This is a genomic window from Allobosea sp. 2RAB26 (assembly GCF_052115465.1).
Classification (GTDB): Bacteria; Pseudomonadota; Alphaproteobacteria; order Rhizobiales; family Beijerinckiaceae; genus Allobosea.
On sequence record NZ_JBFRGS010000006.1, the window covers coordinates 110,768 to 133,516 of the forward strand.

21 protein-coding genes are annotated in these 22,749 nt (G+C 65.6%); 9 read left to right on the forward strand and 12 right to left on the reverse strand.

What is annotated here, in order from left to right:
* The first annotated feature begins 1 nt into the window (after window position 1).
* Window positions 2-1,219, forward strand: a complete 1,218-nt coding sequence (locus AB4118_RS13045; RefSeq protein ID WP_441490130.1) for a phosphopentomutase — start codon at window positions 2-4, stop codon at window positions 1,217-1,219.
* Window positions 1,220-1,234: 15 nt separating this feature from the next.
* On the opposite strand, the gene AB4118_RS13050 is transcribed toward AB4118_RS13045, so the two are convergent.
* The 7 genes from AB4118_RS13050 to murA form a co-directional block, all read right to left on the reverse strand.
* Window positions 1,235-2,692, reverse strand: coding sequence for a methyl-accepting chemotaxis protein (locus tag AB4118_RS13050; protein WP_441490131.1), 1,458 nt, complete (start codon window positions 2,690-2,692; stop codon window positions 1,235-1,237).
* Entirely contained in the window at window positions 2,689-3,129 is a 441-nt protein-coding gene (locus tag AB4118_RS13055; protein ID WP_441490132.1) for a hypothetical protein, read from the reverse strand. Before AB4118_RS13055 ends, AB4118_RS13050 begins: the two co-directional genes overlap by 4 nt.
* 66 nt (window positions 3,130-3,195) lie before the next feature.
* Window positions 3,196-3,600 carry an arsenate reductase/protein-tyrosine-phosphatase family protein gene (locus AB4118_RS13060; RefSeq protein WP_441490133.1) on the reverse strand — a complete coding sequence of 135 codons (405 nt, stop codon included), beginning with the start codon at window positions 3,598-3,600 and terminating at the stop codon, window positions 3,196-3,198.
* Between the two features lie 47 nt (window positions 3,601-3,647).
* Entirely contained in the window at window positions 3,648-4,121 is a 474-nt protein-coding gene (locus tag AB4118_RS13065; protein WP_441490134.1) for a UPF0262 family protein, read from the reverse strand.
* A gap of 29 nt (window positions 4,122-4,150) precedes the next feature.
* The gene (gene hisD, locus AB4118_RS13070) at window positions 4,151-5,443 is read right to left on the reverse strand and encodes a histidinol dehydrogenase (protein ID WP_441490135.1); all 1,293 of its coding nucleotides are present in this window, start codon (window positions 5,441-5,443) and stop codon (window positions 4,151-4,153) included.
* A 27-nt stretch (window positions 5,444-5,470) separates the two neighbouring features.
* On the reverse strand, window positions 5,471-5,917 hold the full coding sequence (locus AB4118_RS13075; protein ID WP_069877660.1) for a DUF2948 family protein: 447 nt from the start codon (window positions 5,915-5,917) through the stop codon (window positions 5,471-5,473).
* A 31-nt stretch (window positions 5,918-5,948) separates the two neighbouring features.
* The gene (murA, locus tag AB4118_RS13080; protein WP_441490136.1) at window positions 5,949-7,238 is read right to left on the reverse strand and encodes a UDP-N-acetylglucosamine 1-carboxyvinyltransferase; all 1,290 of its coding nucleotides are present in this window, start codon (window positions 7,236-7,238) and stop codon (window positions 5,949-5,951) included.
* A gap of 738 nt (window positions 7,239-7,976) precedes the next feature.
* Between murA and AB4118_RS13085 the strand changes: the two genes are divergently transcribed.
* The 4 genes from AB4118_RS13085 (at window position 7,977) to AB4118_RS13100 (ending at window position 14,496) form a co-directional block, all read left to right on the forward strand.
* Window positions 7,977-8,939, forward strand: coding sequence for an enoyl-CoA hydratase-related protein (locus AB4118_RS13085; RefSeq protein ID WP_069877662.1), 963 nt, complete (start codon window positions 7,977-7,979; stop codon window positions 8,937-8,939).
* Window positions 8,940-9,089: 150 nt separating this feature from the next.
* A complete protein-coding gene (locus AB4118_RS13090) occupies window positions 9,090-11,417 on the forward strand; it encodes a putative bifunctional diguanylate cyclase/phosphodiesterase (RefSeq protein ID WP_441490137.1) in 2,328 nt (775 codons plus the stop codon).
* 157 nt (window positions 11,418-11,574) lie between these two features.
* Complete coding sequence (locus AB4118_RS13095) at window positions 11,575-13,035, forward strand: dihydrolipoyl dehydrogenase family protein (RefSeq protein WP_441490138.1); 1,461 nt, start codon at window positions 11,575-11,577, stop codon at window positions 13,033-13,035.
* 9 nt (window positions 13,036-13,044) lie between these two features.
* Window positions 13,045-14,496 carry a sensor histidine kinase gene (locus AB4118_RS13100; protein ID WP_441490139.1) on the forward strand — a complete coding sequence of 484 codons (1,452 nt, stop codon included), beginning with the start codon at window positions 13,045-13,047 and terminating at the stop codon, window positions 14,494-14,496.
* Between the two features lie 5 nt (window positions 14,497-14,501).
* Here the strand turns inward: AB4118_RS13100 and AB4118_RS13105 are convergent, their stop codons facing one another.
* Complete coding sequence (locus tag AB4118_RS13105; protein ID WP_441490140.1) at window positions 14,502-15,131, reverse strand: S24 family peptidase; 630 nt, start codon at window positions 15,129-15,131, stop codon at window positions 14,502-14,504.
* A 168-nt stretch (window positions 15,132-15,299) separates the two neighbouring features.
* Here AB4118_RS13105 and AB4118_RS13110 point away from each other — a divergent pair, with 168 nt between their 5' ends.
* Together AB4118_RS13110 and AB4118_RS13115 are read left to right on the forward strand one after the other, a co-directional pair.
* Window positions 15,300-15,644, forward strand: coding sequence for a DUF952 domain-containing protein (locus AB4118_RS13110; RefSeq protein WP_441490141.1), 345 nt, complete (start codon window positions 15,300-15,302; stop codon window positions 15,642-15,644).
* The gene (locus tag AB4118_RS13115; RefSeq protein ID WP_441490142.1) at window positions 15,641-16,732 is read left to right on the forward strand and encodes a quinone-dependent dihydroorotate dehydrogenase; all 1,092 of its coding nucleotides are present in this window, start codon (window positions 15,641-15,643) and stop codon (window positions 16,730-16,732) included. Before AB4118_RS13110 ends, AB4118_RS13115 begins: the two co-directional genes overlap by 4 nt.
* Window positions 16,733-16,858: 126 nt before the next feature.
* On the opposite strand, the gene AB4118_RS13120 is transcribed toward AB4118_RS13115, so the two are convergent.
* The 3 genes from AB4118_RS13120 to AB4118_RS13130 all read right to left on the reverse strand — a co-directional run bounded on the left by AB4118_RS13120 (window position 16,859) and on the right by AB4118_RS13130 (window position 19,703).
* A complete protein-coding gene (locus AB4118_RS13120; RefSeq protein ID WP_069877667.1) occupies window positions 16,859-17,128 on the reverse strand; it encodes a DUF6460 domain-containing protein in 270 nt (89 codons plus the stop codon).
* 85 nt (window positions 17,129-17,213) lie between these two features.
* On the reverse strand, window positions 17,214-17,894 hold the full coding sequence (locus AB4118_RS13125; protein ID WP_441490143.1) for a response regulator: 681 nt from the start codon (window positions 17,892-17,894) through the stop codon (window positions 17,214-17,216).
* Window positions 17,895-18,068: 174 nt separating this feature from the next.
* Entirely contained in the window at window positions 18,069-19,703 is a 1,635-nt protein-coding gene (locus AB4118_RS13130; protein WP_441490144.1) for a cisplatin damage response ATP-dependent DNA ligase, read from the reverse strand.
* Between the two features lie 155 nt (window positions 19,704-19,858).
* On the opposite strand from AB4118_RS13130, the gene AB4118_RS13135 reads away from it, so the two are divergent.
* Complete coding sequence (locus tag AB4118_RS13135) at window positions 19,859-20,641, forward strand: SGNH/GDSL hydrolase family protein (protein ID WP_441490145.1); 783 nt, start codon at window positions 19,859-19,861, stop codon at window positions 20,639-20,641.
* Between the two features lie 16 nt (window positions 20,642-20,657).
* Here AB4118_RS13135 and AB4118_RS13140 read toward each other — a convergent pair whose 3' ends face one another.
* The gene (locus tag AB4118_RS13140; RefSeq protein ID WP_441490146.1) at window positions 20,658-21,701 is read right to left on the reverse strand and encodes a ligase-associated DNA damage response exonuclease; all 1,044 of its coding nucleotides are present in this window, start codon (window positions 21,699-21,701) and stop codon (window positions 20,658-20,660) included.
* Between the two features lie 42 nt (window positions 21,702-21,743).
* Between AB4118_RS13140 and AB4118_RS13145 the strand changes: the two genes are divergently transcribed.
* On the forward strand, window positions 21,744-22,700 hold the full coding sequence (locus AB4118_RS13145) for a class I SAM-dependent DNA methyltransferase (RefSeq protein ID WP_441490147.1): 957 nt from the start codon (window positions 21,744-21,746) through the stop codon (window positions 22,698-22,700).
* Window positions 22,701-22,749: the final 49 nt, after the last annotated feature.

Consider the following 22,749-nt stretch of genomic DNA (forward strand, 5'->3'; position numbering starts at 1 on the left):
GATGACCCGCGCCATCCTTATCGTGCTTGACTCCGTCGGCTGCGGCGGCGCGGAGGACGCGCATCTCTATGGCGATGCCGGCGCCGACACGCTGGGCCATATCGCGGAGAGCTGCGCGGCAGGCAAGGGCGACCGCGAAGGTCTGCGGCACGGCGCATTGCAGGTGCCGAACCTCGCCCGGCTGGGCCTGGCCCACGCCTGCGAGGCTTCCACCGGAAGGCCGCTCGCGGGCGTCAGCAAGCCGATCGCGCCACAGGGGCAGTACGGCTATGGCATCGAGACCAGCCAGGGCAAGGACACTCCCTCCGGTCATTGGGAGATCGCTGGCTGCCCCGTTCCGTTCAAATGGGGCTATTTCACAGAGCTGGAAAACTCCTTCCCGCCGGATCTGGTCGCGGCGATCATTCGCGACGGCAGGCTGCCGGGCATTCTCGGCAACAAGCACGCTTCGGGAACCGTCATCATCGACGAGCTCGCCGAGGAGCATATCCGGACGGGCAAGCCGATCTGCTACACCTCGGTCGACTCCGTGCTGCAAATCGCGGCACATGAGGAGCATTTCGGGTTGGAGCGGCTCTACGAGCTCTGCCGCACGGTACGCGTCCTGGTCGATCCGCTCAGGATCGGGCGCGTCATCGCGCGCCCCTTCGTCGGCACCGCGACAACCGGCTTCACCCGGACGGCGAACCGGAAAGACTTCGCCATTCCGCCGCCCAACGACACAATCCTCGACCGGCTCGCGACGCTGGGCCGCAGCGTCATCACCATTGGCAAGATCGGCGACATCTTTGCCCATCGCGCCACCGGAGAGGAGATCAAGCCGTTCGGCAATGCGGCCATGTTCGAGGCCGCCCTCGCCGCGCTCGACCGGTTGCCGGATGGCGGCTTCTGCTTCGTCAATCTTGTCGATTTCGATACCGAATACGGCCATCGCCGCGACGTGCCGGGCTATGCGGCCGCATTGGAAGCCTTCGATGCGATGCTGCCGCGGCTGGAGGCGAAGCTCGGCCCGGACGATCTTGCCATCATCACGGCCGACCATGGCAACGACCCGACCTGGAAGGGCACGGACCATACGCGCGAGCATGTGCCGATCCTCGCCTTCGGGCCAGGTGTCGCGGCACAGGCGATCGGGGGGCGCCGGAGCTTTTCGGATGTGGCCGCGACACTCGGTCAGCGGCTCGATATCGGCAAGATCGGACCCGGCCGGGCCTGGTAATAGGGCCTCGTCCGATCAGGCTGCCGCGACCCGGCCGCAGAACGCCGCGACCTCCTGACGGATGCTGTGGGCCTGCTTCGCCAGCGCATCGGCAGCGTCCTGCAACTGCGCGGCGGCATCATGGGTGCGAACGGTCATCGTCTCGAAATTGCCGACCGCACCGGCACTGCGCCTCGCCCCCTCGAAGGAAAGCTGGACCTGCCGGGCGATTTCCATGGTCGCCCGGTCCTGCTCGTGGACGGAGACGGCGATCGCCTCCGCCACACGCTCGACCTCGGACATCGCCGTCACGATATCGCGGATCGCCTTCAACGAGCGCTGTGACGCGACCTGCATCGCGCTGATCTGACCGGAAACCTCGTCCGTTGCACGGGCGGTCTGGGCAGAGAGCGTCTTCACCTCGCTTGCGACGACGGCGAAGCCTCGTCCCATCTCACCGGCCCGGGCCGCCTCGATGGTGGCGTTGAGAGCCAGCATGCTGGTTTGCGCTGCGATGCCGCGGATGATCTCGACGACCGCACCGACATTCTCGCTGCTGCGGGCGAGATCCTCGATTTCCGCGCTGGCGCGCCGGGCAAGCTCGGCTGCGCTCTTGGAGCCGTCGGCCGAGTGCGACACATTCTGGCCGATCTCGCCGATCGAAGCTGCGAGTTGCCCGCTGGCAACCGCAAGCTGGTCGATGCTGCGCGTCGTCGCCTCGGCAGCCTCCGAGACATGCCCCATCTGGTGACGCGCCTGATCGGAGGTGCCGGTCAAGGCCCGCGACTCGCCCTGCATGGCCTCGGCCGAACGGTCGAGAACCGCCATGGCCTGCTCCATCTGCTGGCGGAAATTCAGAACGGTTTCGCGCAGAGTCTCGCTGCGGCGGCCGAGCTCGTCGGCGAGGTGCCTCTCCCGCTCTCCGGCCGCGCGTTCGCGCTCGGCGATCGCATTGGCATGACGCAGGCTGTCGCGGTTCATGGCGAACATCCGCCCAAGGATCATGGCAAGCGCCGCCAGGAACGTGGTCTCGATCACCACGATCACGGCATGCAGGAGCACGCGCCAGATATTGCCGCCCTGGTAGAACACGGCTGACGGAAGCAGGTACTGCAGCGCCAGATGGTGAAGCGCGGTCAGGCCAGCCCCCATCACGATCGGGCGCCAGTCGCAAAACCCCGCCAACAGCGCGAGGACCGCGAAATAATACATGTGCGTGTCAGGCTGCCAGGGATGGCCGGCGAAGCTGTAGACCAGCATCGAAACCTGGCCGATCAGCACTATCGCTATCACCAGCTGTGAGACGATCGCCACGCCGAAGCGGGCATAGAGCAGCAGGGCACCAGCGGCGAGCACGAAGGCGAAGGAGGCAGCAAGCAGCACCTCGCCACCGTGGAACCAGACGCTCAGCGCCAATAGCGGAACATGAAGGAAGGCGAGCCCGAGCAGGAAGCGGGCCACGACGACGCGAACTCCGGTCAGGGTCCAGATCATGACGAAGCATCCGCCGACGAACGGGCGTCAAGGCACCCGGCCAGCCCCGAAAGCGCCAGCATCAGCAAGGCCCCCTTCGGTTTCGCCTGTTTGACGCCCGGGTCCACGGAAGGCGCCGTAATGACGATGAAGTGAGCGATCCCGCTGCGCAGAACGCGATGCCCGGCCGCCATCGTCATCGCTAGCGCGTCGCGCTCAGAGGTCCATGGCGAAAAGACAATTGCGCGCGATGGAGCGGCGTCATCCGAGCCCCGGGGCAGGCTGAGCGCTGCCGCCAGGCTGACCGCCACGAGCGCAATGACAATGATGAGCGCATCCCGCAACAACACGCCCCGGCCCTGATCGGCCGGAATCTCGTTCAGGAATCCGGACGTCATGGGAACTCGGTTTCTCCGCGCTATCCGGCAGGCCATATCGGGCCGGACGAAGTCGCTCACCACTCGTAAAGTTTCACTTAAAAGTACGCGTGGTGCAGGTGGGGCCGTGCGTGTCCAGGCGCAGCGTCAGGCCCGCAGGCGCTGCTTGATCCGCCGCATCAAGCCGTCCCGTACGTCGCGATAGGCGTCGAGCACCTGCTCACGCGAGCCCTGGACGATGGTCGGATCCGGCGTCGGCCAGTACTCGACATCGGCGGCGAGCGTTCTTGTCAGCTCAAGGGCCTTGTGATGCGCCTCCGGTGAGAGGGAGATGATGAGGTCGAAGTTCAACCCTTCCCACTCCTCGAGATCCTCAATCGATTTTGGCCTGTGGCGATGAGCGTCGATGCCGATCTCGTCGAGCACGGCCAGCGCGAACTTATCGACGTCGCCCTTCCTCGCTCCGGCCGACTGGACATAGATCGATTTGCCGAAGAAGTGCTTCGCCATGGCTTCCGCCATCGGGGAGCGCACCGCGTTATACGCGCACATGAAGAGCACGCTGTGGATCTTGCGCGGCGGCGCTCCCTCCACCGAGCCTAGCCCTTCCAATGCAAGGCATAGATCAAGGTGAACAGGCGACGCGCCGTGTCGTGGTCGATCTCGACCTTGCTCGCCAGGCGCTCGACCAGCATGTGGGCCGCCTCGTCATGCAGCCCGCGCCGGCCCATGTCGATCGCCTCGATCTGCGCAGGCGTCGACGCCCGGATGGCGGCGTAATAGCTCTCGCAGACCAGCCCATAGTCCTTGATGATACGCCGCAGCGGCGTCAGCGAGAGATGATGCGTGACAACCGGCGCTCCGTCGGCCCCCTTGATCTCGAATACGAGGCGTCGCTCGACCAGCGCGAGATGGGCGAGATAGGGGCCGCCTTCATGCCCGGGCAACGCGAAATGGTTGCGCTCGACGAGGTCATAGACCGCAACCGCGCGCTCGTGTTCCTGATCCGGACTGCCACGCCCCAGCGAGGCTTCGTCAAAAGTCACACCGACCAGGCATTGCCTTTCCGACATGCAGCCTCCGGACACAGGGCGCGCGGGACTCAGAGATTGAGCCTGATCGTCACGGATCGGCCATGCGCCTGCAAGCCCTCGGCCTCGGCCAGTTGCGTCGCGGCCGGCGCCAAGGCGCGAAGCCCATCGATGCCGCACTTCAGCAACGAGGTTCGCTTCATGAAATCGGCGACACCGAGCCCCGAGGAGAAACGGGCGGAGCGGGCGGTCGGCAGAACATGGTTGGGACCGCCGACATAGTCGCCGATCGCCTCCGGTGTATGTCCGCCCAGGAAGATCGCGCCGGCATTGCGAACCTTCTTTGCCAGGCCGTCGGGATCTGCGGTGACGATCTCGAGATGCTCGGGCGCCAGCCGGTCGACCAGCGGGAGTGCGCGCTCTAGGTCTTCGACCAGCAGGATGGCGCCGAAATCCTGCCAGCTCTTGCCGGCGATCGCAGCGCGCGGGAGCACTGCCAGCTGGGCGATCACCGCCTTCTCGACCTCGGCTGCGAGCGCTGCATCATTGGTGAGCAGGATCGACTGGGCGGATTCGTCATGCTCCGCCTGCGCCAGCAGATCGGCCGCGACCCAATCCGGATTTGCACTTGAATCCGCGATCACCAGAACCTCGGAGGGGCCGGCGATCATGTCGATACCGACCTGTCCGAAGACGCGGCGCTTGGCGGCTGCCACATAGGCGTTGCCCGGTCCGACGATCTTGGCCACCGGCGCGATCGACTGCGTTCCATAGGCCAATGCCGCTACCGCCTGGGCACCGCCAATCCGGTAGACCTCGTGGACGCCGGCGAGGCGCGCTGCCGCCAGGACCAGCGGGTTCGTCTCCCCGCGCGGGGTCGGCGCCACCATGACGATGCGCTCGACGCCGGCAACCCTGGCCGGCACCGCGTTCATCAGCACGGACGAGGGATAGCTCGCGGTACCGCCGGGAACGTAGAGCCCGACCGTCTCGATCGCGCTCCAGCGCCACCCGCTCTCGACACCGAGCGCATCGCGCGTCCAGGAATCCTGCGGCTTCAGGCGGAGGTGATAGGCCTCGATGCGCGCACGTGCCGTCTCCAGCGCGGCCAGCAGTTCGGCGGAGCAGGCCGCGACGGCCGCATCGATCTCGGCTTCACTGACCCGCAGGGTCAAAGGAGTCAGATCGAGCTTATCGAAACGGGAGGTGCAGGCGATGACGGCCTCATCCCCCTTGGCGCGAACATCGGCAATGATGTCGGCGGCAACGCGGTCGACGTCCTCGGACACTTCGCGCTTGGTCGTCAGCAGCGCGGCAAAGGCCTGCTCGAAGCCTGCGTCTCGTTGATCGAGCCTGATCGGCATCGCAAATCCTGAAGCTGAAAGAAGAGGTCAGGCGCCGTTCGGGTGATCGGGCTTGGCGACTGCCTCCCAGACCGGGCCCAGGTCCTTCATCTGGGCCTCGATGCACTCGACGCCCAGGCGGATAGCGGCACCATCCGAAAAATGCAGCGTGACCTCTCCCGCCGGCGCCTCGGACTCGGTGAAGGTGATGGCGAGGAGATTGAGAACGGCTCCTGTCGCCGTCGGGTCAACCTTCGTGCTCTTGGCGTGAACGACTCGTTCGAAATGCAAGGCGGCAAGGCGCCTGCGCTTCTGGCCATGCGGCACGCCTTCCCAGTCGAAGCGTCGCGCGGCCAGCGCGAAGCGCTTCTGCGCTGGCAGATAGGCGACATCGCCGACGCGCAGGACAGCATCCTGCAAATGTGCGGAGATGATCGCGAGATCCTCCGCGTCGAGCGCGATCAGCTTCAGTGGGTCTGCGGTATCGTCCGACATCGACCTGTTCTGGCGAGCGGACGGTTCGGCGTCAACCGCTGATCCGCTCGACCTCTGCGCCACAGCGCGTCAGCTTGGCTTCCAGCGCCTCGAAACCGCGATCGAGATGGTAGACCCGGTTGATCATCGTGTCGCCCTCGGCCGCGAGGCCACCAATGACGAGCGAGACCGATGCACGCAGATCGGTTGCCATGACCGGCGCACCGGTGAGCTTGCCGACACCCTCGACATAGGCGACGTCACCATCCAGCCGGATCTTCGCGCCGAGGCGGACGAGTTCCTGGACGTGCATGAAGCGGTTCTCGAAGATCGTCTCGCGAATGCGCGAGGTGCCCTTGGCCCGCGTCATCAGCGCCATGAACTGCGCCTGCAGATCGGTCGGGAAGCCCGGGAACGGGTCGGTGTCGACATCGACGGCCTCCAGTGCCCCGCCGTTGCGGCGCACGCGGATGCCTTCATTGGTCTCGCTGATATCGACGCCAGCCTTGACCAAGATATCGAGCGCCGATTGCAGCAGATCGGCCCGCGCTCCTTCAAGCAGCACGTCGCCTCCGGTCATCGCGACAGCCATCGCATAGGTGCCGGTCTCGATCCGGTCCGGCAGGACAGCATGGTGCGCGCCCCCGAGCCGTGAGACCCCCTTGACCACGATCTGCGAGGTGCCGGCGCCCTCGATCTTGGCGCCCATCTTGATAAGGCACGCGGCGAGGTCCGTGACCTCGGGCTCACGCGCCGCGTTCTCGATCACTGTCGTGCCGTCCGCAAGAACCGCAGCCATCAGGGCCGTATGGGTGCCGCCGACCGTCACCTTCGGGAAGACGATCTCGGCGCCCTTCAGGCCCTTCGGCGCGCGCGCCAGCGCATAGCCATTCTCGATGCTGATTTCCGCGCCGAGCCGTTCCAGCGCCATCAGCAGGAGGTCGACCGGCCGCGTGCCGATCGCACAGCCGCCGGGCAGGGAGACCTTCGCTTCGCCCATCCGGGCCAGGATCGGAGCAATGACCCAGAAGCTCGCGCGCATGGTCGAGACCAGTTCATACGGCGCGCAGGTGTCGACGATCTGGCGTGCGGTGAGCGCGATGGTCTGGCCCGTCTCCGCCGACTGACCGATGCGCTTGCCAGCGATGGAACGGTCGACGCCGTGGTTCGAGAGGATGCGCGACAGCGCAGTCACGTCCGACAGTCGCGGGACATTGACCAGAGTCAGCGTCTCATCCGTGAGGAGGCTCGCGATCATCAGCGGCAACGCGGCATTCTTCGCGCCCGAGATCGGGATCGTGCCATTGAGGCGCTGGCCACCGGTAATGCGGATACGGTCCATCTGGATGTCCTGCTGGAGGTCGCGGCTATCGGCCGCGCGGCGCGATTGAGGGCGGGATCAGGACCGGGGAGTCTCGGCCTGGGCAGGCAAGGCTTCGTCTTCCCGCTCCGCTTCATCCGCCCGACGAGCGCGCGCCTGCGCCTTGCGGCGCTTCAGGTTCTCGCGCAGGGCTGCGGCCAGGCGCGCCCTCTTTTCGTCGTCTGCGGTTGGTTGGCGACTCAAGGGATCAAACTCGGCTTACGCGGTTCAACGCTGGGATCGCGGCGAAATCGCGGCGCATGGTTAGCTCTGCAACGTCCGTTGGACAAGTTTCCAAAGCGGCGGCACGTCAATCAGCGGTCCCTCGCTCGCCAAGCTGAGACGAAACTGTGCCGCAGCGAGGCGCCGACCCTTCGGGGCTCGCGTTTGCAGCTAGCCCTCAGGACCTCCAGCCGCCGCGCCCGCCGCTCGGCTGCACGCTGAAACCGCCTGCATTTTCCGTCTCTTGCGCTCGGCCGGCATTCGCCTGCGCCGCGCGTTTCGTGCGCTCTTCCCCGGCGGCACACGGCTTGCCTTGCCGGCTCGGCGCGCCGCCTCAAAAGCCCGCAACATCGCATTGAGACAGGCTCTCCAGCAGCACAACTTAGACGACAAAGTTTAATGAAATTAACCATTTCTGCCGGTTATCGTTTACAGTTCATTAACTTCTTCTACCCTGCGGAGGCGTTCCAAATTGTCTGACCTGACGGGATTTGCGGCATGTTCCAGGCCTTCGCTTCACAGACCCATTCGGTGCCCGCCGTCGCTCTGGAATGTTGCGAGGTCATCGACGCGTTGCGGCACAAGGCGGGTTTCCTGCCCGAGGTGCAGCTGGCCTACGAGGCCGAGATCAAGACGCTGTGGGTGACGATCAAGCCGGAGCTGAAGCCGGTCTTCACGCTCCAGCTGCTTGACAGCCTCGGCAAGATCCAGAAGGCGATCTATGCTCTCTGGGGGGCGCCGGATCAGTATCACGGCGCACCAGTGCGCTTCCTCGCCTTCCGCGGGACCGGCCCCTTCTTCACCCTCGGCGGCGATCTCGATTTCTATCTCGACTGCCTCGCCAAGAATGACCGCGCCGCCCTGGCGGAATATGCGCGTCTCTCGATCGAGGGCGCGGTCTGGAACGCCAGCGGTCTCAACGGTCTGGTGATCACGCTCTCGACCATTCACGCCAAGGCGATCGGTGGCGGCATCGATGCGCCGCGCTCCTGCAATGTCATGATCGCCGAGGAGCAGGCTTCGTTCGTCTACCCCGAGATCAAGTTCAACCACTTCCCGATCACGGCGGTGGCGGTGTTGTCACGCCGCATGGGCTCGCGTGCAGCGGAGCGCCTGCTGCTCTCCGGCGAGGAGATGAGCGCCGCCGAATTCATGGCGGCCGGTGCGTTGGAAGCGGTGGTGCCGACCGGCACCGGCGAAGACTGGATCCGCAAATATGCCAGCGACTCCCTGCCGGTGCATGCGGCCAAGACCGCGCTGTTCTCCGCGTTCAATCGCCGGGCCGGCGACCTGCGCGAGGAACTGGAGCATCTTGGCGATATCTGGACGGATTGCATGCTGCGCCTCAACCCGAGCGCCATCTCGAAGCTGCAGCGCATCGCGCAGACGCAGGATCGTATGCTGACCCGCGTCTACCAGCGGCCGGCGAGCCCGGTCCTGTCCAGCGCAGCGGCCCTCTGATCCTGCAAAGGCGCCTTCGCGGAGACGCAAGGCGGTTGCAGCCCCCCTCACGAAACATTTACCTGTTCCGCTTAAAGGGTTTATCCGGCGCGAACTCGGGCTCGTGAAAAGCTCGTGTCGCGCGCCTGAAGCCTTGCAAGGCGGGACTGGATGGCGGGTGTTTTCAAAGGGCTTCTCAGCGACAGACCGGGCGACGTCCGCGAGGATTTCGACCTGCCGGACTATCGTCTGCTGGTCAGCTCGCTGTTCTCCTCGCCCGGCTCGATCATTCCGGGCGGCATCGCTGGTATCCTGACCCCCTATCTGTGCTGGCTCTCGACGGGCGCCAGCATTTTCATGACCCTGACCGCGCTGGTGACTCTGGTCGTCGCGCTCCGGATCATGACCGTCATCAGCTATCGCAGGCGCGATCATTCGGATGACAGCTTTGCCGAGACACGGCGCTGGGATCGCGAATACTTCCTCGGCGCAACGGTTTTCAGCGCAGTCCTTGGCTACAGCTGCTACATCGCGCTGACGCAGACCGAGGACCCCGCCGCCCATATCACTTCGGTCGCCTCGACCATCGCGCTGGCCTCGGGCTATGTCTCGCGCAACGCCGGCCGGCCGAAATTCGTCGCCGTACAGCTCCTGACCTTCTGCGTGCCGATGGCCATCGGCCTCGTCCAGGCCTCCAACGATTACTATCACTATATCGGCTATTTCGCGTTCCTGTACGTGGCGGCCAACATCGCCATCACCAATTCCCTGCACCGGAATCTCCTCGCGCTCAGCGAAGCGACCAAGCAGTCACGAGGGTTGGCATCGGCGCTGCATTCGCAGAACCTGACGCTCGACGCCGCGCTCAACACGATGATCCATGGCCTCGCCATGTATGATCGCAGCCTCAAGCTCGCGATCTGCAACGCACCGCATCGCACGCTCTTCGGCATCCCCGAGACGCTCGCCCTCCCCGGCACGCCCTTGACGGCGATCGCCCGCTTCCTGATCGAGCGCCAGGTCATCAGCGCCGACCAGGTTCGCGACATCAGAAGCGCACTCAGCGAGGTTCAGCAGTCGCAACAGGCGGTCACCCGCGAATTGCAGACCCGTGGCGGCCGGCTGCTGGTGGTCACCATCGCGCCTGCGGCCGAAGGCGGTGTGCTGATGCTGACCGAGGATGCGACCGAGAGGAAGGCGACGGAAGCACGGATCGAGCGGATGGCTCGCTTCGACGAGTTGACCGGTCTCGCAAACCGCTTCGAATTCAACAACCAGCTGTCCGAGTCCTTCCGCAAGCTGGAGCGGACCGGAGAAGCCTTCGCGCTGCTCTATGTCGATCTCGACGGGTTCAAGCAGGTCAATGACAGCCTTGGCCACGATATCGGCGATCGCGTCCTCTCCGAAACGGCTATGCGCCTGCGCGGTGTCATTCGCGGTGGCGACCTGCTGGCCCGCTTCGGCGGTGACGAGTTCGTTCTGATCTTGCCCTCGGCCAATCTCGCCATCGTCACCACGATCGCCCAACGCATGATCGATGCGATGGCCAAGGCCTTCCTGCTTGAGACCAAGACCGTCTACGTGACGGCCAGCGTCGGTATCGCGATGGCGCCGCTCGATGCCGCGACGCCGGCCGATCTGCTGCGCCACGCTGACACCGCCCTCTACAAGGCCAAAGCCGCAGGCCGCAACACCCTGACCTTCTTCAATCCGGCGATGGCCGAGGAGATGCTCGATCGGCACGAGATCGAGGTGGATCTGCGCCGGGCTTGCGAGAACAAGTCGCTCGAACTGTACTATCAGGCCATCATCGATCTGAAGACGCAGGATGTCGTCAACCGCGAGGCGTTGATGCGCTGGCGGCACCCCACCCGCGGAATGATCCCGCCTGGCATCTTCATCCCGATCGCGGAGAGTTCCGGCCTGATCGCCGCCATGGGCGACTGGGCCATCAGACAGGCCTGCCATGACGCGGCTTCCTGGCCTAACGACGTCGGCGTTTCCGTCAACATCTCGCCGCTGCAGTTCCGTGAACCCCGCCGGATCGTCGAGACCGTCAAGGAAGCGCTCATCGCGTCCGGGCTCGGCTCCCATCGGCTGACGCTCGAGGTGACCGAATCCCTGCTGATCGAGGATAACAAAGGCACGCTCGCCGCCATTCACGAACTGCGCGCGCTCGGTGTGAAATTCGCACTCGACGATTTCGGCACCGGCTATTCCTCACTTGCCTATCTCTCGACCTACCCCTTCGCCCAGGTGAAGATCGACCAGAGCTTCAGCCGCGACGTGCACGCCAATGAGGCGTCGAAAGCCATCATCGAGGCCGTCTGCCAGCTCGCTCGACGCCTTTCGATGAATGTCGTCGTCGAAGGCATCGAAACCGAACAGCAGCGTATCGCAGTGCAGTTGCTCGGCGCGCACCGGGCACAGGGCTATCTCTTCGGCCGGCCGGAGCCGGTATCCGCCTTCTCACCCGACAGGGGACGTCACGTCGCCTGAGGAATGTCGCTGAGACGCCGCACGCGCGATACCGATCCCACCGCGACAATGCCTGTTCAACGGCGCGCTGCTCCAGTACTTCCGGCGCGCCGGCCTTGATTCCTGCACTCTGACAACGCATCAGCAGGTAGCGGAAGGCAGATCAGGGAGAGGCGATGTGACCGGCAGTCCGGCGACGGCATCCAATACGACGCCGCTGACCCCCGACATCTGCGTTATCGGAGGCGGCGCCGCCGGACTTTCCCTTGCGACAGCAGCGGCGCTCTTTGGCGTATCGGTCGTGCTGGTGGAGCGCGACCGCCTGGGGGGCGGCAAGGACGCTGTCATCTCGAACGCGCTGATCGCCGCCAGCACACGGGCGAGACTGCTCCAGGACGCCGGCCATTTCGGCATCGCTGCCGGTGCGCTGGATATGGATTTCGTCAAGGTGCAGGCGCATATCGCCGGCGTCGTCGCGGCACTGGCCCCCAACGAAACGGCCGAGCGCCTGGCGGCATTGGGCGTCACCGTGATCAACGGCGAGGCCCGGTTTCGCGACCGCAACACCGTACAGGTCGGCGATCGGGAAATCAGGGCAAGGCGCTTCGTCATCGCAACGGGCTCGCGCCCGGCGGCTCCGTCAATTCCCGGCCTGGACAAGGCCCCTGTCCTGACAGTGGCATCCGTTCTCACCCTGAACCGCCGCCCGGAACGTCTGATCGTGCTCGGATGCGGCTCGGAAGGGGTTGAACTCGCGCAGGCGATGCACCGCCTCGGCAGCAGCGTCACGATCGTTGGAGCCGAAGACCTGCTTGCCGACGAGGACCCGGAGGCCGTGATGCTGATCCGCCGCGCTCTGCTGCGTGACGGGATCGCGCTGCACGAACGGGCCAAGATCCTGCGTGTCGAAACCCCGCGCAATCGCGTGCGCCTCGTCCTGGCCGGGACGAAGAGTGAAGCGGAACTCCCCCTGGATGGCACGCACCTGCTGGTCACGAGTGACCGGCAGCCGGCGATCGCCGCGCTCGATCTCGAACTTGCGGGCATTGCCAGCGATGCCGGCGGCATCCTCGTCAACAAGGGCCTGCGGACGGCCAACCGGCGTGTCTTCGCCATTGGCGGCTGCGCCAGCGGAAACCGACACAGCGCTCACCTTGCTCATGCAGCGAGCCACCAGGCGAGCCTGGTTCTCCGCAATATCCTGTTCCGCCTGCCGGTGAAGACGGACGCAGCGGCGCTACCAAGAGTGACCTCCTGCGAGCCTGAGCTTGCCAGCATCGGCCTGTCGGAGGAGCAGGCCCACAGGGCGGCGCGGGACATCCGGATCCTGCGCTGGCCCTATGCAGAAAGCGACAAGGCGCAGGCCGAACGGCAGACGGAGGGCTTCGTCAAGCTCATCACCGACGGCAAGGGCCGCGTTCTCGGCGCCACCATCATTGGTGCCAAGGCCGGCGAGCTGATCGCGCCCTGGTGCCTGGCAATCGAGAAGGGGCTGAACGTCAAGGATATGGCCGGGCTGGTCCTCCCTGCTTCGACCTTCTCGGAACTCTCGAAGCGGGCTGCCCTCTCGATCTACTCTCCGCTTGCGTCCCGGCCGGGCATTCGCCGGCTTATCGGCTTCCTGCGCCGCTTCGGATAAGCTCGCCGCATGGAGTCGCCACGCCTCGACAAGCAGTCGCTTTCCGTCAGCGTCCCACGCAGCCTGACGCGGCTCGGCCTTTCCGCAAAGCTGCTGCTGCTGACCGTGCTTTTCGTGATGCTGGCGGAGGTGCTGATCTACTTGCCGTCCGTCGCGAATTTCCGGCGCAACTGGCTGAATGACCGCCTCGCAGCCGCACAGATCGCCGTGCTGGTTCTTGAAGGCGCTCCGCCGGAGGGGCTGCCCGAAGGCAGCGAGAGCCGCCTGTTGATGGGCGTCGGCGCACGCGCCATCGCCGCCCGTGTCGGCGGTGCGCGGCGCCTTCTCAGCCTCGATTCCATGCCACCCGAAGTGGCGCGAACCGTGGATCTGCGCCAGATGGGCTGGCTCACCTCCATCATCGAGACTCTCGACACTCTGATTACGCCTGCCCATGACACGCCGATCCGGGTCATCGGCGAGGCGGTCGGCGGCGCCGACTTCGTCGAACTGATCATCGACGAGGCGCCGCTGCGCCGCGCGATGCTGGTGTTCTCAGCCAATATTCTGCTGTTGTCGCTGCTGATCTCGGGGCTGACGGCGGGACTGGTCTATCTTGCCCTGAACTGGCTCATCGTCGGCCCGATCCGCCAGGTCGCCGCCAATGTCATGGAGTTCGAGGCCGACCCGGAGAACCCGCACCGGATCATCACGCCGAGCCAGCGCGCGGACGAGATCGGCGAGGCCGAACGGGCGCTCGCACGCATGCAGATGACGCTGGCGGACGAGCTGCGCACCAAGAAGCACCTCGCCGAACTCGGCCTGGCGGTCAGCAAGGTCAACCACGACCTGCGCAATATGCTGGCTGCGGCCCAGTTGATGTCGGACCGGCTGACCGAAACGCGGGACCCGAAGATCAGGCGCTTTGCGCCGCGCCTGATCGCCACGCTCGACCGCGCCATCGCCTTCTGCCAGGCGACGCTGGCCTATGGCCGCGCCGCCGAGGCGACGCCGACCCTGCGCGAGGTCGCGCTTCGGCAGCTTGTGGCCGATGCGGGCGAACTGCTCGGCCTCGCGGAAAGCCCGACCGTGAGCTTCGCCAACGAGGTTCCGGCGGAACTCATCCTGCCCTGCGACCCCGACCAGATGGCGCGCGTCCTGCTCAATCTCATGCGCAATGCCGTCGAGGCGCTGACCCGTGCGGGCGCCGAAGCCGGCCGCCAGCCGACCCTGACCATCAGTGCGGCGCGCGAGCTTCATGAGGTCGTTCTGCGCGTCTGCGACAATGGTCCCGGCGTTCCGGAACGGGCAAAGGCCAATCTGTTCCAGGCCTTTCGCGGCTCGGTCAATCCCGGCGGCACCGGGCTGGGCCTCGCTATCGCGGCGGAACTCGTCCGCCTGCATGGCGGCTCGATCGCGCTCGAACCCTCGAAGATCGGAGCCGTCTTCAAGGTGGCGCTGCCGATCAGAGGCGGGAACTGAGGGCCCTACTGGCTCGCCCAGATCACCCGCGCCATGAAGGCGATCTCGGATGATGCGAGCACCCGGTCGGGCTGCTCGGGATTGAGCGAGGCGAGTTCGACGGTCCTGGCAGTTTCGCGCTTGAGCTGCCTCGCCAGCACCTCGCCTTCAATCGTCATGACCACGACCCGGTCGCCTCGCCTCACGGCAGCCGCCGGAGAAACGATGATGATGTCGCCATCGCGGTAGATCGGCAGCATCGAATCGCCGGCGATCTCAAGCGCATAGGCTTTCTCGTCGGACAGGCCGGGAGACGCGACCTCCTCCCAGCCGGAGCCGGCGGGCAGGCCGCTGCCATCGAAGAATCCACCCAACCCCGCCTGTGCGAAACCGAGCAGGGGAATGGTGGGCGCGGGCGCCGCGGCGCGGTGCATCACCACGCTCATGAACTCGTCGAGCGAAGCGCCAGTAGCCCCCAGGATCTTGGCGATCGACTCGGTCGAGGGCCAGCGCTCGCGGCCATCCGGGCCGATGCGCTTGGAGCGGTTGAAGGTCGTGGCGTCGAGGCCGGCCCTGCGCGCCAGCCCCGACGGCGTGAAGCCGTAGCGCTGGGCCAGTGCATCGATCGCGCTCCAGATCTGGTCATGGGACAGCATCGGACAGGCCTCTGATCCTGATGTGCCGGGAGAGCAGGACAAGGATAGGAAATATCCCCTACTCGATGAGACCTCAATCTGATTTCCGATGAACGGGTCCGGGATGATTTGCCCGGAGCCGGTTGCACCCGCTATGGCGTGTACAACGCCGAACCAACGAGACGTCCCGTGCCCCTCATCTACAAGATCTGCCCCGAACAGCTCTGGCGTGACGCTGAGCTCGCCGGGTCATTCAACGGCGCTGCCATCGATCTCGCCGACGGCTACATCCATTTCTCCACAGGCGGACAGCTTCGCGAAACGGCAGAAAAGCACTTCGCCGGTCAGAGTGGCCTCCTGCTGATCGCGGTGGACGATACGGCACTCGGCTCGGCGCTGCGCTACGAACCCTCGCGCGGCGGCGCGCTCTTCCCGCATCTCTATTCGGCCCTCGCCCCCAAGATCGTGCGCTGGATTGCGCCGCTCGCCACGGGGACGAATGGCAGCCCCGTCATTCCGGAGGACATTTCGTGATCGGCAGCCTCTTCAACCTCGCCCGGCCCCTGATCCACAAGCTGGATGCCGAGATGGCGCATCGCCTGACGGTTGCCGCACTGGCGGCCGCACCGGCGTTGAAGCCGGCTGCCGACGATCCGATCCTGGCGACCGAGGCTTTCGGGCTCGCCTTCGCGAACCCGATCGGCCTGGCGGCCGGCTTCGACAAACATGCTGAGGCGGTCGATGGCGCCCTGGGGCTCGGCTTCGGCTTTGTCGAGGTCGGTGGCGTGACGCCGCTGCCGCAGCCCGGTAATCCGCGCCCGCGTGTCTTCCGGTTGCCCGAAGACGAAGCCGTCATCAACCGGTACGGATTGAACAGCGAGGGCATGGAAGCGGTCGCGGCCAGGCTCGCAGCCCGCCGCAAGCGCGGCGGCATCGTTGGCGTCAATCTCGGCGCCAACAAGGACTCCGCCGACCGCGCCGCCGACTACGCCATCCTGGCCAGGCGGCTCGCGCCGCTTGCCGATTTCCTCACGGTCAACGTCTCCTCGCCCAACACGCCCGGCCTGCGGGATCTGCAGGCGGAATCGGCGCTGGACGACCTGATCGCGCGAGCGCTCGCCGCCCGCGACGAGGCCGGACAGGCCACAAGCCGCCGCACGCCCGTTCTGCTCAAGATCGCCCCTGACCTGACGCTGCCTGAACTCGACGGCATCGTGGCCGTGGCTCGCAGGCGTGCGATCGACGGCATGATCGTCTCCAACACCACTGTCGCACGGCCGGACAGCCTGCGGGGAGCCTCTCGCGGCGAAACCGGCGGCCTCTCGGGCCGACCGCTCTTTGCGTCCTCGACCCGCATCCTCGCCGAGACCTATCGGCGCGTCGAGACGCAGTTCCCGCTGGTCGGTGTCGGCGGCGTCGACTCCGCTTCCGCCGCCTTCGCCAAGATCAGGGCCGGCGCCAGCCTGGTGCAGTTCTATTCGGCGATGGTCTTCAAGGGGCCCGCCCTCGTGAGCGAGGTCAAGACGGGGCTGGTGCGTGAGGCCCGCCGTGCCGGGGCGAGCCGGATTGCGGACCTAGTCGGCCGCGATGCCGAGGCGATCGCGCGGGGAGAGGGGCTGTAAGGCGCAGCCAGCGTCTCGGGCCGTGGCGCTCACGCCATGGCCGGCTTGCGCCGCATCCGATGTTCTAGCCTTCTGTGTTTGCATCGGCTTTCCCGAAAACCGCAATCCACTTTTCGGGCGGATGCTTTAGCGCCGCGAGGCGAACAGGCGAGAGAGCAGCCAGATCGGGACCACGACCAGCGCTCCTGCGAGCACCCATTGGCCGACCTCGCGCACGGCGCCAAAACCGAGATCACCAAGCGACCGCAGGAAGCGCGCCACGGCGTCGAAAAGTCCGCGCGGCGTCAGCCCGAGAAAGGCCATGGCGGCGCCGACGAGCAGTGAAATGAAGATCAGCCGGACAAGAACGCTGAGAAACGAACCGCCCAGGAAGTGATCGAGATTGCCATTGGCCATTGCCGGAATTCCTATCGATAGACGAGACGGGCCATAGAACGGTTGAACCGCGCCTGAATGGCGAACAGCCGCCTCATCGGAACGCTCAGATCGTCGCCGACGCGCCCGCCGTCGCCCATGCCGTTCCCGCGATCTTCGAGGCGGCTATCACGGCCTGCGTACGGCTGTCGACATTGAGCTTGGTCAAGATGGCCGAAACATGGGCCTTCACCGTCGCCTCGGAGACCCCGAGCTCATAGGCGATCTGCTTGTTCAACAGCCCTTCCGAGAGCATCATCAGGACACGGACCTGTTGCGGCGTCAGCGTCGACAGCCGCCGCACCATGTCGGCGATCTCGGCATCGACCGGCGCTGAAAGATCGACCCCCGGCGGAGTCCAGACGTTGCCCTCGAGCACCGCTCGAATGGCCTCGCCCATCTGCTCGACCTCGGCCGTCTTCGGCAGGAAGCCAAGCGCCCCGAACTCGATGCAACGGCGGATCACAGCCGGGTCGTCATTGGCCGAGACGACGATGACCGGGATTTCCGGGTGATCGGCCCGCAGGAACAGCAGGCCGGAAAAACCCTGGACGCCGGGCATCGTCAGATCGAGCATGACGAGATCGGCGTCCCCGTCCTCGGCCAGCGCTTTCGTCAAAGCCTCGAGCGAACCAACCTCGCTCACTTCCGCCCCTTCCAACGCATGCGATACGGCCTGACGCAAGGCGCCGCGAAAGAGCGGGTGGTCATCTGCGATGACGATATGCGTCGGTGTTTGCCGGTTCATGCTGTCATCCCCTCCACAGCCCTGCCTATTCTGCCCTATAGGCGGGCGCAGGCTCAAGCATTTCAAGCCGATAAGACGGTATGAGCGCTGCAAACCGGCACGGAAGCCTGTGAACCAGAATGGCGCTTGCGGCAACGCAACAGAATATTCGCCTTTAGACTCCGGACCGACACTTCAGCCCTGCACCGGCAGGAGCGTCTCCAGCGCCTCGATACGGTCCGCCTCACGCGGCGGCTTATCCCAGCGAATGCGGCTGATCCGGGGAAAGCGCATGGCGAGTCCGGATTTATGCCGGGTCGAACGCTGCAGCCCCTCGAAGGCGACTTCCAGCACCAGTCCCTTGTCGGCTTCATGCGTGACCTCTCGCACCGGGCCGAAGCGGTTCAGCGTGTTGCGGCGCACGAAGCGGTCGAGCTCCAGCAACTCCTCGTCGGTGAAGCCGAAATAGGCCTTGCCGACCGGCACGAGTTCCTCGCCTTCCTCCGTCGTTCGCCAGACGCCGAAGGTGAAATCCGAATAGAAGGACGAACGTTTGCCGTGACCACGCTGGGCGTACATCAGCACGCAATCGACCAGCCGCGCATCCCGCTTCCACTTGTACCAATACCCTTTCGGCCGGCCGGGCAAATAGGGCGAATCAAGGCGCTTGATCATGCAGCCCTCGACGGCTTCGGCATCGACGCCGGCTCCAGAGGCCTCGGGGTCTGCGCGCGCGGCCGCCAGTTCCTCCCAATCGCTGAAGGCGATCGGCGGTGACAGATCCACCACTGCGGAGGACAGCCGCGCGACAAAGGCCACGAGCCGCTTGCGGCGTTCGGCGAGCGGCAAGTCGCGAATGTCCTCCTCGCCATCGACGAGCAGGTCATAGGCCCGGATATGAGCCGGATACTCCGCCAGCATCTTCGCGGTGACGCTCTTGCGGTTCAGCCGTTGCTGAAGCGTGTTGAAGCTCTGGACGGCATTCTCGCGGCGCACCAGCAATTCGCCGTCGAGTGCGCCGTCGAGAACGAGCGCCTCCGTGACATCCGGGAAGGAGGCGCCGATATCCTCGCCGGTCCGTGAATAGAGCCGGGTGATGCGGGCCCCATCGGCGCGCGTGCCGCTGACCGCCTGAACGCGGATTCCGTCCCATTTCCACTCGGCCTGGAACTCCGCCGGAACGAGCTTGTCGAAATCGCCCTCCTCGATCGGGTGCGAGAGCATGGCGGGGCGGAAGGGCGCCGGATCCGTCGCGGCCGGCCGCGGTCCCCTGCCTTCCAGCCAGGCGAAGAGCGGCTCATAGGGCGGCTCCAGCCCGTGCCAGACCTGCTCGATCTCGTCGGGCTCGACACCGCCGAGGCTCGCCGCTGCCGTCTTGGCGAGCCGGGAGGAGACCCCGATACGCAATGCGCCGGTGATGAGCTTGAGCAATGCCCAGCGTCCGGTCTCATCGAGCGCATCGAGCCAAGACGCGATCAGGCGGGGCAAGTCCGTCTTGCCGGAGTTTCGCAGGCCCGAGACGACATCGGGCAGGTGTGGCGCAGCATTCGCACCGTGCCGGGCCGGCCACATCAGGGCTATGGTCTCCGAGAGATCGCCGACATAGTCGTAGGATAGCGCAAACAGCACCGGGTCCGTACGCTCGGCGATCAGCGCCCGGATCAGGCCCGGCTTGGCGTTCTGGAACACCAGGCCGCCGGTCATCGCGGCCAGTGCCAGCCCCCGGTCCGGATCAGGCGTAGTGCGCAGGTAATCCGCGATCAGCGCGAGCTTCGCATTGCGGCGCGGTTCATAGGCAAGCCTGTCGAGCAACCAGGCGAAACGGTTCATCCTGCCCTCCCCCGCAGCAGTTTCAGGCAAACGTCAAGGCTGGCGCCGGGGCCCTGCCTGTCCCGAAATTCCCTCATCAGGCCATTCACCGGCGTTCAGTCTCCATTCATGAACGAAACCTTACCAGCCAAGGGAGCAGTCATGAGGATGTCGGGATGCGCGCCGCGATGCGGTTCTTTGCCGTGAATCTCATTGTGGCCTTGGCATTCGCAACGTTGCAGATCGGCAGCGCTGCAGCCGCGTCCTTTGAATGCCGGGAAACGCCGATGATGCAGGCGGCGATACCGCTCCCTGCCGTCGCAGCCAAGATCAGCCGCGAGCATAAGCTCGACATCCTGGCCATCGGCTCGTCTTCCACGGAAGGGATCGGCGCGTCCTCCAAGGACAAGAGCTACCCCGCCCGTCTGCAGAAGCTGCTTGGTCAGAGCTGGCCCAATGCCGCCATCAGCGTCACCAATGCCGGGATCGGGGGCGAAACCGCCCCGCAGACGATCGCGCGCCTGAAAAGGGCCCTGAGCGAGCGGCGCTATGATCTCGTCATCTGGCAGGTCGGCACCAATGATGCGGTGCAGGGTGGTGATCTCGCCGCCTTCGAGGCCATGGTCTCCGACGGCATCACGGCAGTCCGCCAGGCCGGCTCCGGTCTCGTGATCCTCGACCCGCAGTATTTTCCGACGGTGAAGGATCCCGAACGGTATCGCAGCTTTGTCGAGGCCATCGCAGACACGGCACGCAGCCGCTCGATCCCCGTTCTCTCGCGCTACAACACGATGCGCGACTGGCATCGGCGCGACGCCAATGCGTTCGCCGCGGTGCTCGCCAGTGACGGCTTCCATATGAGCGACACCGGTTACGATTGCCTGGCGCGGGACATGGCCGTCTCGCTGCTCGGCATGACGCTGCCCGGCCGCTCCCACACCGCGCAGGCCGCACAGTAGAGGCGGCTGCCGGCTGCTAGAGCTGCGCGGCATCGGCCGTCTCGCTCACGGTTTCGGCCTCGCCCTCGTCGCCATAGCCGACAAGATGCAGCGGCTTCGCGTTCAGTCCGACCGTCCCGCACCAATGGACCAATGCGTCGGCCTCACCATGGGTGACCCAGATCTCGCCGGCGCCGGTTTCTCTGATCGTTGCCTGAAGATCGCCCCAGTCGGCATGATCTGAAACGATCAGCGGCAATTCCACGCCCCTCTGCCGCGCTCTCGCCCGGATCCGCATCCAGCCAGACGCGAAGGCGGTCACGGGGTCCGGAAATTTCCGCGCCCAGAGATCCTGAATCGAGCTTGGCGGGCAGATGACGATCTCTCCGGCCAGCGCCTTCCGATCGCTCGCCGAAACCAGGCGCGTCTCCCCGACGGGAACTCCTTCCGAAGCGTAGAACTCCGTCAGGGTCTCGAGCGCACCATGGATATAGATGGGCCGCTCGTAGCCGGCCTCGCGGATCAGAGCCATGACACGCTGCGCCTTGCCGAGCGAATAGGCGCCGACGATATGCGTCCGCTCGGGAAAGAGCCTGACCGATTCCAGCAGCTTGGCGATTTCGGCACCGGCCGGCGGATGGCGAAACACCGGCAGGCCGAATGTCGCCTCGGTGATGAAGACATCACAGGAAACCGGTTCGAAACCGGCGCAGGTCGGGTCGCGTTCGCGCTTGTAATCGCCGGAGACGACGATCCGCAGCCCCTTGCTCTCGACCACGATCTGGGCGGAGCCAAGGACATGCCCTGCCGGGACGAAGCGGATATCGACCGGACCGATCGACGTCATCGCGCCCGGCACCGCCTCCTGCCGGCTCTGCGTAAAGCCCTCGCCATAGCGCAAGGCCATGATCGCCAGCGTCTCGCGCGTCGCCAGGACGGCGCCGTGTCCCGCCCGCGCATGGTCGGAATGGCCATGGGTGATCAGCGCCCGCGCCACCGGGCGAACCGGATCGATATGAATGTCAGCCAGCGGGCAATAGAGGCCGGCCGGCGTCGGGATCAACAGCTCCGAAGGGCGCATTGTCTGGTCTGGTGCATGGGCGTGAGATAAAGTCGATCGCTCATGGAAAAAATCCAGCCTCGTTTCTCGACGTCGTCCGGCGATCCCCGACTCGACCGCCGCTATGAATGGGCGGCCGCCGCGCTCTCCGAGGGAGACGCTGCAACAGCCGTCGATCTCCTCGATCAAACGCTCGGGGAGGCGCCGGGTTTCGTCGCGGCCTGGCATCTCTACGGCAAGGCCAAGGCGAAACTTGGCAGCAAGGAGGAGGCCGCGGAAGCATGGCGGCAATGCCTGGTTCTCGATGATGCGGATCATCTCGGCGCCAGGCTCGATCTCGCGCGCATCGGCGCGATTCCGGCGGAACTGGCCGCCTCCGATGCATTCTCCGGCCGTCTCTTCGACGAATACGCCGAACGTTTCGACAGTCACCTCGTAGAATCCCTGTCCTATCATGGTCCAGCCCTGCTGAAGGACGCACTTGCGCGGGCCTGTGCAGCGCAAAACCGCGCCCTGTCCTTCGCCATGACACTCGATCTCGGTTGCGGCACCGGGCTGATGGGCGAAGCGATCAGAGCCGAAACCGAGTTTCTCGCCGGCTGCGATCTCTCGGCCCGGATGATCGAGAAGGCGCGCGCCAAGTCACGCGATGACGGAGGCCCGCTCTATGACAAGCTCGCCGTGGCGGGCCTCGTCGAATTCCTCGCAAGCCGCCGCGATGCGTCGGCCGATCTGGTCATCGCGGCCGATGTCTTCGTCTATCTCGGCGAACTTGCGCCGGCCTTCGCTCAAACGGCGCGGGTTCTGACAGCCACGGGCCTGGTTGCCTTCACCGTGCAGGATCATGACGGCGAGGACGTGATCGTCGGTGAGGATCGTCGTTTCGCCCATGGCGAACGCTGGCTCCGGCGGCAGTTGTCCGAAGCTCGGTTGACGCCGCTCCTGCTGGAGGCCGCAAGCACGCGGAAGGACCGCGGGAAGCCGGTGCCGGGGCTGGTTGTGGTGGCGGCGCGCGCTTAGGCCAACGCAAGGTCTCAGGGTCCCATGGCCCAAAGGGGCGGGATTTCAC